The organism is Bifidobacterium jacchi, from assembly GCF_009078285.1.
GTDB classification, from domain to species: domain Bacteria; phylum Actinomycetota; class Actinomycetes; order Actinomycetales; family Bifidobacteriaceae; genus Bifidobacterium; species Bifidobacterium jacchi.
This window is the reverse complement of record NZ_RQSP01000021.1, coordinates 1-10,240: the sequence shown is the minus strand read 5'-3', so window position 1 is coordinate 10,240 and position 10,240 is coordinate 1. Positions and strand designations below refer to the sequence as shown.

9 protein-coding genes and 1 pseudogene are annotated in these 10,240 nt (G+C 63.7%); 3 read left to right on the top strand and 7 right to left on the bottom strand.

What is annotated here, in order from left to right:
- Positions 1-171: 171 nt before the first annotated feature.
- The gene (locus EHS19_RS06610; RefSeq protein ID WP_151917024.1) at positions 172-1,167 is read right to left on the bottom strand and encodes a lipid II:glycine glycyltransferase FemX; all 996 of its coding nucleotides are present in this window, start codon (positions 1,165-1,167) and stop codon (positions 172-174) included.
- Positions 1,168-1,328: 161 nt separating this feature from the next.
- Positions 1,329-2,876 (bottom strand): annotated as a pseudogene (locus tag EHS19_RS06605) (UDP-N-acetylmuramoyl-L-alanyl-D-glutamate--2,6-diaminopimelate ligase); the annotation flags it as partial.
- A gap of 199 nt (positions 2,877-3,075) precedes the next feature.
- On the opposite strand from EHS19_RS06605, the gene EHS19_RS06600 reads away from it, so the two are divergent.
- Positions 3,076-3,705 (top strand): sigma-70 family RNA polymerase sigma factor, encoded by a 630-nt coding sequence (locus tag EHS19_RS06600; protein WP_151917023.1) that lies wholly within the window; start codon positions 3,076-3,078, stop codon positions 3,703-3,705.
- Between the two features lie 8 nt (positions 3,706-3,713).
- Positions 3,714-4,058 carry a hypothetical protein gene (locus EHS19_RS06595; RefSeq protein ID WP_151917022.1) on the top strand — a complete coding sequence of 115 codons (345 nt, stop codon included), beginning with the start codon at positions 3,714-3,716 and terminating at the stop codon, positions 4,056-4,058.
- Positions 4,059-4,136: 78 nt separating this feature from the next.
- On the opposite strand, the gene EHS19_RS06590 is transcribed toward EHS19_RS06595, so the two are convergent.
- The 3 genes from EHS19_RS06590 to EHS19_RS06585 form a co-directional block, all read right to left on the bottom strand.
- The gene (locus tag EHS19_RS06590) at positions 4,137-6,284 is read right to left on the bottom strand and encodes a KUP/HAK/KT family potassium transporter (RefSeq protein WP_151916988.1); all 2,148 of its coding nucleotides are present in this window, start codon (positions 6,282-6,284) and stop codon (positions 4,137-4,139) included.
- 338 nt (positions 6,285-6,622) lie between these two features.
- On the bottom strand, positions 6,623-6,697 hold the full coding sequence (locus EHS19_RS11750; RefSeq protein ID WP_099327425.1) for a 50S ribosomal protein bL37: 75 nt from the start codon (positions 6,695-6,697) through the stop codon (positions 6,623-6,625).
- A gap of 131 nt (positions 6,698-6,828) precedes the next feature.
- Positions 6,829-7,785 (bottom strand): aldose 1-epimerase family protein, encoded by a 957-nt coding sequence (locus tag EHS19_RS06585; protein ID WP_151916987.1) that lies wholly within the window; start codon positions 7,783-7,785, stop codon positions 6,829-6,831.
- 477 nt (positions 7,786-8,262) lie between these two features.
- Between EHS19_RS06585 and EHS19_RS06580 the strand changes: the two genes are divergently transcribed.
- The gene (locus tag EHS19_RS06580; protein ID WP_151916986.1) at positions 8,263-9,255 is read left to right on the top strand and encodes a 4-hydroxy-3-methylbut-2-enyl diphosphate reductase; all 993 of its coding nucleotides are present in this window, start codon (positions 8,263-8,265) and stop codon (positions 9,253-9,255) included.
- Positions 9,256-9,431: 176 nt separating this feature from the next.
- Here the strand turns inward: EHS19_RS06580 and ybaK are convergent, their stop codons facing one another.
- Together ybaK and EHS19_RS11045 are read right to left on the bottom strand one after the other, a co-directional pair.
- Complete coding sequence (ybaK, locus tag EHS19_RS06575) at positions 9,432-9,941, bottom strand: Cys-tRNA(Pro) deacylase (RefSeq protein ID WP_151916985.1); 510 nt, start codon at positions 9,939-9,941, stop codon at positions 9,432-9,434.
- The coding region (locus EHS19_RS11045) for a hypothetical protein (RefSeq protein ID WP_206666332.1) at positions 9,938-10,240 on the bottom strand (303 nt) is incomplete at its 5' end. The genes EHS19_RS11045 and ybaK, both read right to left, overlap by 4 nt.

The following is a 10,240-nucleotide window of genomic DNA, read 5'->3' as shown; positions in this document are numbered from 1 at the left end:
TGCGTGCCGACGGCGTGACCGCCGTCGTCTCGCAGCGGTTGTCTGGCTCGTCGGGTGGCGCTGCTGATGCGCTTCGCGGGCGCTGATGGTGCGCCCGCACACCCCGCCTACGTACAGTCCGCCTACGTACACCCCGCCTACGTACTGTCCGCTGAACTACCAGTTCGCCAACTACCTGCGCACGGCGTGACGAAGTTTCTGGGCGAGCCGCAGCGCGCCGTAGAACGCGCGCCGGACCGGCACGTCGCGACCGGGAGCCACCGGCGTGATCTCCTCGGTGAACTTGGTCTTGAACTCGTTGAGTCCCTTGAGCGACGGCGCGAAATCCGAGCCGATGCCCATCAGATCGTATTCGGTGACGCCCTGCGAGCCAAGCATGCAGCATTCGGAATACAGCAGCTTGTCGGTGACATGCATGCGCATCACCTCGGAACGCATGCCCGCATAGTAGCGCACCGCATGAGTGCCGTTGACCGTGACGATCGACCATGCCACCACACGATCGTCGATGCGCGCGGCGAACACGCGGCAATGGTCGGCGCCCAGCGCCTTGATCATATCCGCATAGTCGCCGATTGGCGCCGGCGTGAACCCGTCGCGTTTGCCGGTCTCGACCATCACATCGTAGTATTCGGAGAAATCAGCCAGTGCGCGACTCGTCTCATCCGCGCACTCCGCCGGGCATTCGCGCAGCGATTTGCGCACGTCACGCCGACCACGGCGCTTCATGCGCGCAAGGATCGCGTCGTCGCCTCCGGTCACGTCGATCACCACGGTGGCGTCGTAGGGCACTGTCGACAGCACCGGATACGACCCGTCGGCGAACCAGGTGTCGATGCGCAGGAACACGATGCCATGATCCCTTGCATGCACGGCCTTGCGCAGCTCCTGCACGACCTGCTGCTCCGTGGCCTCGTCGGGCTTGTCGATCCAGGTCGGCCCATGCAGCGACCGCAGATAGTGGTATCCGTGGGTCTGATAGTCGATCAGCGAGATGAACGCGGCCGGTTTGCCGTCACGGCGGATGATGTACGCGCCCCACGGGCGGCGTCCGGGAATGTCGGCCTGATACCGCGCCCAGATGGCGGTCTGTTCGATGGGCAGCGTGACTCCCGCGGCGGATGCCTCGGCCTCCAGCCGTTCGCAATCGGTGTTCTCAAGGGTGATCTTCAATGTCGTCTCCTGTACGATTCGTGTCGTATCGACTATACGCCCTACTCGGCCTTCCCGACGCTGGCCTGAGTGGCTGAGTCCTGAGTGACTGAGGGCTGTGCGTCTGAGGGTTGTGCTGAGTCCGACCGCTGCTGTGCGCCGCCCGCCGCAGGGGCGAACATGCGCTCGACGATATGGTCGTCGCCCTCGAACGGCACGTGGCGATGGTGGTCCTTGATCCAGCGTTCGTCGCCCTTGCCGATGATGAGGATGATGTTGAATCGGTCGGAGTGGGCGCGCGCGTCGTAGATCGCGTTGGTCACGGCGGTCGGCCGGTCGGAGATCACCGTGGAGGTGACGCCGGGCGCGGTCACGTATCCCTGCATCTGCATGCAGATGTCGATGAACGGCTCGGTGTCGGTGTCCTCGGCGGTGAAGATGAAGTTGTGGATGCGCTGCTGCGCCGCCTCGACGATCTCGCGACGGCGGTCGTATGCCTTGTTGCCGGCCGATCCGGTGACCAGCGTGATGCGCGGATCGCGTGCGCCGTACCGTTCGTTCACATAGTCGAGCAGCGCGGTCACGGAGGCGTAGTTGTGCGCATAGTCCACGATCGCGATGGTGTTCGACTGCGGGTCGCGGAACTGCTCCATGCGGCCGGCGATGCGCACCGGCTCCATCGCATGCAGTGCGGCGGTCTCGTCGAGCCGCACGCCGGCGGCCTGTGCGATGGCGATGGCGGCGGCCGCGTTGAGATAGTTGAAGTCGCCGTCGATGGCAAGATGGTAGTCGCCCAGATCGGTGCCGTCGACCGCGATATGGTAGGCCTCATGGGCCGCATCCGAGGGCCACGCGACCACGTCTGCCGGCGTGCCGGAGCTCCGGCCGGCGTTGTGCAGGGCGAACGAGGTCGCCGTGATGCCGTGCGCGGCGGCATCCTGTCGGATCAGATCGACATGGCTCATGTCGGCTCCGTAGACAAGGGCACGCGCGTTGGCGATGATCTGCCGCTTGCAGTACAGGTAGTCTTCGAACGTGGGGTGCTCGATCTCGCTGATGTGGTCGGGGCTGATGTTGAGGAACGCGGCCACGTCGAAGGTCAGCCCGTAGACGCGCTCGACCTTGTAGGCCTGCGAGGAGACCTCCATGACCAGATAGCGCATGCCGTTGTCGACGGCGGCCCGCATCATGCGGAACGCGTCAAGGCTTTCCGGCGTGGTCAGATCGGATTCGACGTAGGTGTGGCCGTCAAGACAGTTGTCGACCGAGGAGAACAACGCGCAGCGGCCGTCGCAATGGGCGTTGAGCACCGCCTGGGTGAAGTAGGATGTAGTGGTCTTGCCCTTGGTTCCGGTGATGCCCACCACGGTGAGCTCATCCTGGGGGCGGCCGAAGAATTCGGCGGACAGCAGACTCATCGCGCGACGCACATCGTTGACGATCAGTCCGGTCGCGCCGGTCGTCTGCGAGAAGTCGGTCTCGGCCACGTAGGCGGACAGTCCCTTCCCGTCGATGCCGTCGAGATAGTCGGCGCGGAAGTTGCCTTTGCAGAACAGCAGCGATCCGGGCTTCACCGTGCGCGTGTCATAGGTGACGTCGGCGAACGGGCGGTCATGGCCCTCGATCTGCGTCGCGTCGAGCGTCCAGCGTTCGGGCGTGATGATCTCACGCAGCAGATGGTGATCGGTGAGCAGGCGCGTTGCGCTCTGAAGTGTCAAAGTCATGGAGTCAGCCTTTCCTCAAGCATTGCCGCAGGCCATTGTACCTGTATCCAGGGGGTGCGCAGGCTCGTCGGCGCGGATGTACCTCGACTCATTACAATGGGGAATCGTGACGAATGCGCAGGGTGAGAAGGCGGGAGCGGCGACTGGTGCGGCTGGCGAGACCACCGCGGCGAAGAGGGAGCGCTTCGAGCGGCTCGCCATGCCGGCGGTCGACGCGCTCTACCGTCAGGCGATGAAGCTGACCAACAACACCGAGGACGCGCAGGATCTGGTGCAGGACACCTTCGAACGCGGATTCAAGGCCTTCGACTCGTTCCAGGCGGGATCGAACTTCGAGGCGTGGATGACCACGATCGAACGCAACGCCTACTTCAACCAGTACGCGAAGGCCAAGCGCCGCCCGCAGCGGGCCAACGATTCGACCGGCGAATACGACGACTGGGACATCTACGACGCGGCGGAGCACTCGTCGGAGGGACTCAAATCCGCCGAGGACGAGTATCTGGACACGTTCGCGCCCGAGGAGATCATGAAGGCGCTCGCGCGGCTGTCCCCGGAGCGCCGGCAGGTGTTCATCGACACGGTGATCGACGGCAAGACCTACCAGCAGGTGGCCGACGAGCAGGGGGTGAAGATCGGCACGGTGATGAGTCGCCTCAATCGCGCCCGCACGCAGCTCAAACGGGATCTGGCGGCGTACGCGCGCGAGCGCGGCTATGGCGAGACGAAGCCGGCGGCCGAATCGAGCCCATCCGGTTCACTATCCGCGAAGCGCCGGAAATCCGGCGATAATGGGGGTAGGAACAATCAGGGAAAGGAGCGGTCTTGAGTGGATATATGGAACGCCACAGTCACATCGCAGTGACAGGCACGACCGCTGACGGTTCCATCGTGCATACGGATGTCGAGGTCGTGACCGGTATCATGCAGACGCATCAGGCGGATGCGCGCGTCGAGGCGCAGTCCGCCTGCGAGTCGCAGTCGCAGGGGCGGCAGCAGATGCAGGGGCGGCAGCAGGACGGCACCTGTTTCGATCCCGACCGCTGCGACGCGAGGGAGCGTGCACTCATCATGGCGATGCGTGCCTATCTGCGGCCGCAGGTCGCGCCGGAATGCCTGATGCGCCGGCTGCGGGAGACTCTGGACCACTGCTGTCGGGATTCCCGGCACGGTGACGAGTGAGTGACCGGATGCGGCACGGCTGACTGAGTTCGGCGGCATGGGACAGGCGGATCATTCTGCCGAACCCATGCCGGCGGTTCAGCGCGTCTGCGCGGTTGCGTTCGTCGCGGTCTCGTTCGTGAGCGGCGTCTTGCGTGTCATCTTGGCTGATGCTGATGTCGATGTCTTGATTGGCGTCTGCGCGGGTGCCGTCGCCTTGACCGCCGCCGCGGATGATCGGGTCATCGGCAGCGGCATCTCGCCGCCTCCCCATACCGGCACCGTGTCGATGATCGGATCATTGGTCTCAAGGCCGAACCATTCGACGGGTCTGCTGATCGTGCGCTTGACCCACTGATAGACGCGCAGCAGCGTGCGATCCGATTCGGGCAGTTTGGATTCCGGGCTGACGACGCGATGCATGAGCACATAGCGCACATCGCCCAGACCGAGGCGCTCGCTGCGCGTCGCCAGCTTCGGCCATCGTGGCTCGATGCGGTCGATCTCGCCGGAGCCGAGCATCTCCGTCATGATCGTGCGCATGTACTGCTGCAGATAGAACTGCGGTTCCTTGTATCCGAGGATGATGACGATCCGGTGCAGACCGGTGCCGTAGGAGGTCGACTTCCACGTGCGCTCGTACGGGCGCTCCGATTGGATGACGGTGACCACCCAGTAGACGTGCGCGCGGCGGTGGATCATGCTCACCGCCACATCCTTCTCGACCTCGCGCATATTCGGATCGGGGGTCAGATACACCAGATTGTCGGCGACCAGATCGCGCCGCTTGTTCGCCGTGCTCACGGCGAGGATATGCGCCAGATCGTCGGCGGGAACGTGCCCCTGCTCTGCCGCCTCCAGACGACTGCCGCGGGAGCAGACCATGAACAGGGCGAACACCAGCGTCCATACCAGCACGGTGATGTATCCGCCTTCCATGAACTTGGCGGCCGCAGCGGAAAGAAACAGCATCTCCACCGCCACGAACAACGTGCACATGACCACTGCGGTCACGCGACGGCCGCGCACATGCCACAGAAACTCGAACAGCAGGATGCTCACCATGAGCATGGCGATCGTCAGCGCCAGACCATAGGCGGCCTCCATCGCGGAGGAGGAGCGGAAGTACAGTACGATCAGCACCGTGCATACCGCCAGCGTGACGCATGCGGAGGGAATGTAGATCTGCCCTTTGTTGACGCCCGGATACCGCATGTTGAGCCGGGGCATCCACCCGAGGCCGTCCGCCGAGGCGGTCAGCGTGAACGCGCCTGATATCAGCGCCTGCGAGGCGATCACTCCGGCCATCAGCGCCAGCAGCACGCCGAGCGGGCGGATCTGCTCGGGGATGATCTGGAAGAACGGGGCGCCGTCGTCGGCTTGGATGGCGTGGCCGTGCAGCATCCATGCGCCCTGCCCGAAATAGGAGAGGATCAGCATGACGTTGACCAGCGGCCAGCTTGCGCGGATGTTCGCGCGGCCCACATGGCCCATGTCCGAATAGAGCGCTTCGGCGCCGGTCAGCGAGAGGAAGACGCTGCCCATCAGCGCCACGCCCACCTTGTTCTCGTTCGAGAACAGGAATCGGATGCCGACGGTCGGGTCGAGCGCCTCCAGCACGGTCCAGTCGGAGGCGATGTTCGCCGCCCCGACCACACCGATGAACACGAACCAGACGGTCATGATCGGGCCGAACAGCGAGCCGAGCCGGTTCGTGCCCGCATGCTGGATGAGAAACAGCATGATGATGATCGCGATCGACAGCATGATCGCCAGTTCCTGCGACCAATGCGGGCTTGAGCCGATCGCGGGGATCGATGCCAGACCCTCCACGGCCGACGTGATCGAAACCGCGGGTGTGAACACGCTGTCGGCGAGAAACGCCGCCGCGCCGATCATCGCGATCAGGGCCGCCGGTCGCCAGTATCGGCGTACCGCCGCGAACAGTGCGAATACGCCGCCTTCGCCGTCGTTGTCGGCGCTCATTGCCACCCATACGTATTTGATGGTGACCACCAGCAGCATGAACCAGAACACCAGCGAGAGCGAGCCAAGTGTCTGGAACCGGCTGAGCGAGCCGCCTTGAGCGAGCATCAGGGCCTTCGGCGCGTAGATCGGGCTCGTTCCCAGATCGCCGTAGACGATGCCCACGGCGATGAGCATGCCCGCCGGTGAGGGGCGCTGCGTCGCCTTCTCACCGCCTGTCCGGCGTCGTCTTGTGCGTTTGAATCGTTGCCATCCCGTCATGCGTTCCCCCGGTATGCGACTCGATGTGACTGGCTGTGCGGATTGCAACGCATTGGCGCATCGCAATCCCGCCTGTACATGCAGTGCCTGGCGCGCCCGTTTTGCGCATTGAGCGCGCGTTCCCTCTCACATTGTAGTGCGCACCGCGGTCGGGGCGTTGGTTCGTGTAGCGGGTATGCGCGGTGGAGGTGCGTGGCTGGTATGCGCGGTGGAGGGGTGGATGTATGTGACGGGTGCGATCATGCGCGTGAATGCAGGCGAATATGCGAAAGACCCCGGGGAAGCATGTTCCTCGGGGTCTTTCTGGCGTTGTTCACGCAACCTGAATCAGGCAAGGATCAGGTATTGGGGCGCTTGCCGTGGTTGGCGGCCTTCTTGCGACGATCCCTGCGCTTGCGTCCGCGCATGCCCATAATGGACTCCTTTACTGAAGATTAATAGGCCTTGGGCATTATCGCACAACCTCATGACGATGGCAACACGCTGCCCGTCGTAAGGTTGCGCGGATGCACTGCCGGCGGCATGCGGCCGGCGCCGTGCCATGTCAGCGGCGCGTCACCTCGTAGCGCACCACGCTGGTGACCGTTTCGCCCGGGGCTATCGACACCAGGTGGTCGCCGGTGCGGAAGGCGTTGGCTGGGGCGGTCATCGGCTCCACTGCGATGCCATACGGGTGCTCCGCCAGCGGTGCTCCGGTCGCGGTGTAGCACTGCCATGCGTTGATCGTCTCGTCGCCGATCAGTCGCACCTCGATGCCGTCCGGGCGCGTGAACACGGTGGTCGTGGTGCCGTCGGCGGCCCGGTTGACGTCGAGCCACGCATCATCGAAGGAACGCCCCTGCAGCGTCGGCCCCTCGCGCAGATCAGTCGGTCCCGATACCGGTTCGACGCCGGTCGGAATCAGTCCGGCATCGACGACGACATGCTGGTTCGCATCGATCTTCAGATGGCAGGCGGCCGAATCGGCGTCGCGTTCCTCGCTCGTCGCGCCATGCCGGCCGTTCGCCAGCCACGGATGCAGGCCAAGCGCCCACGGCGCAGGCTCGTCGCCGCCGTTGAACGCGCTCACGGTCACGGTCATGCCCTTCTCGCCGAGCTCATAGGTGGCGGTCAGCGTCACATCGAAAGGATATCCGTCGAGATTCGGGAAACGCAGCGACTGGGTGACCGCATGCTCGGTGAGTGATTCGAGACGCCACATATAGTGGTAGGCGTAGCCGTGGTTCGCGTTGTGGCGGGGTGCCGGGTGGCATTCATTGACCGGGGCGCAGTAGTGGCGGCCATTGAAGTCGTATTCGCCGTCCTTGATGCGATTCGGCCACGGTGCGAGAATGTAGCCGTTGCACGTGGGGGTCAGATCGTCGGGGCCGAATGGGCAGAAGATCTCGTCGTCGCCGTAGTCGAAACGGCGAATCTTCGCTCCCAGCTCGCAGACGACGGCGCTGAAGTCGCCATAGTGGATCGAATACTGGTTGCCGGTTCGCGGCTGTCTTGTCGTCATATGCTCATCTCTCCATGCTGTCGCTGCAATGCGCGCAGCTTAATGTCGTTGCCGCCTGTGCTCCGCGGCCCGGCAACGGCTGTCACCGGTCACACGTTAGTGTAGTCGCAGTGACGGTCGTTGTCATGATGCGCGCCGCATGTCGTGCACGTTTGGCGCAAGGATGTCGTCCGCTTGGCCGGATGCGTCCGTGCCGACGCTAAAGTGGGATGCGTTGCCTCCGCTGCGTTGCCTCCGCTGCGGTGCCGTGAATGGGACCGTTCCCGCATGTGTGCATCGGTGGAGGCGGCATCGGCGACGATCGCTGCCGTGCTGCTGACGATTGCGGCGGCACCACGGTGCCATGCACTGATATGCACAGTCGTTGAGCGATCGGCAGTCGTTGAGCGATCGGCAGTCGCTGAACGATCGGCAGTCGCTGAGCGACCGGCAGTCGTTGAACGGATGGATGATGAATACGCTACGAAAGGTGGTCTGATGGCGGCGAAACGAATCGTACTGGCTGATCCGCGCGGCTTCTGCGCCGGTGTGGATCGGGCGATCCTGACGGTGCAGACGATCCTCAAGGCTGCCGGAGCGCCTCGCGAGGACGGATTACCGCCGGTGTACGTGCGTCGTCAGATCGTCCACAATAGGCATGTCGTCGAGGAACTCGCCTCGGCTGGTGCCGTATTTGTGCAGGAGCTCGCCGAGATTCCGGATGCTGCGGCCCAGGCCGGCATCCCGATCGTGTTCTCCGCTCACGGCGTCTCGCCGTCCGTCAAAGCGGAGGCCGCCGCGCGAGGCATGCATGTCGTGGACGCCACCTGCCCGCTGGTGAGCAAGGTGCATCGCGAGGTGCTGCGATTCGTACGCGAAGGCTACGAGATCGTCTACATCGGGCATCGAGGCCACGACGAGGCGGTCGGTGTGGTAGGGGAGAGCCCTGAGCATGTGCATCTGATCGAGCATGCCGACGATGTGGATGCACTGGATTTTGCGCCGGAGACGAAACTCGTGCTGCTCAGTCAGACCACATTGAGCATTGATGAGACGGCCGGTACGATCGCCGCATTGAAGGCGCGCTTTCCTTGGATCAAGGAGCCGCCCAGCTCGGATATCTGCTACGCGACCTCGAATCGGCAGGCTGCGGTCAAGCTGATCGCCGAGCAGTCCGATTGCGTGGTGATCGTCGGCTCGGCGAATTCCTCGAATTCGGTGCGTCTGATGGAGGTTGCGCAGGACGCGCTCGATGGGCGTGGGTTCGCGCATCGCGTCGATGATGCGGGGGAGATGGACCCGGCGTGGTTCGATGCAGTGAGCGCGGTCGGTGTCTCTTCAGGTGCTTCCGTGCCCGACGAGCTTGTCGCCGGTGTGATCGAACGGTTGCGCGGGTTGGGATTCACCGACGTGTCCACGGTTGAGACGATCAAGGAGAATATGCATTTTGTGCTTCCGGCGGAACTCCGCCGGAAGCCTTCGCGAGCCTGACCAGGCTCGCTCACTTCGCCTACAGAGAGTCCGCTGGACTCTCTGTGTGACGGCTTAGCCCGCGGAACTCCGCCGGAAGCCTTCGCGAGCCTGACCAGGCTCGCTCACTTCGCCTACAGAGAGTCCGCTGGACTCTCTGTGTGACGGCTCAGCCCGCGGAGCTTCGCGGTCGGCATTCACCAGGTGCCGATGGGAGCGGCTACGGCGCCAAGCACCTGAAGAAGATCTGATGGTGCGATGCCGATCGAAAAGCCGCGTTTGCCTCCGGAGAGCAGAATGCGATCGTATTGCATCGCAGACTCATCAAGCACGGTCTTATGATGCACCTTCTGACCGAGCGGCGAGATGCCGCCGACCACATAGCCGGATTCGCGCATGGCGACCTTCGGATCTGCCATCACGGCCTTCTTCGCGCCGACCGCGGCAGCCAGCGCCTTCAGATCCATGTGCCCGCTGACCGGCACCACGCCCACCACGCGCTCGGAACCAGTGTCCGCCATCAGCGTCTTGAACACCTGATGCTCGTCAAACCCGAGTTTTCTGGCCGCTTCTACGCCGTAGCCGTCGTCCATGTGGTCGTTGGAATGCTCGTATTCATAGGTCTCGAACGGCACGCCTGCCTGTTCAAGCTGCACGGTCGCCGGCGTCGAGCCCTTGCCCTTGTCGTTCTTGGATTTCCTGCTCATATCGCCCCATCATAGCCCTTGTCGTGGCAGTCGGTTCTCGCGATGCCTGTTGCCCGGGCTGCCGCGAAGCGAACGGCGGCGCCGTTCGTAGGCAACGTGCTCGATGGCAGTCGAGCCAGTGCGATGCGTGCCCAGCGGTCGGCAGTTGCGGCTGAGACTCCTCCATTGGCGCAAGTTTTTCTCGGAATCATCGGCCATTTCGAGATTCTCTTGCGCTGCGTTGGGCAGTTGCGCAAGGATTTTTCGGGATTTGCGTTGAGTTCGTAGAATCTTTGCACTAACAGGCCTTGTAGCGCAAG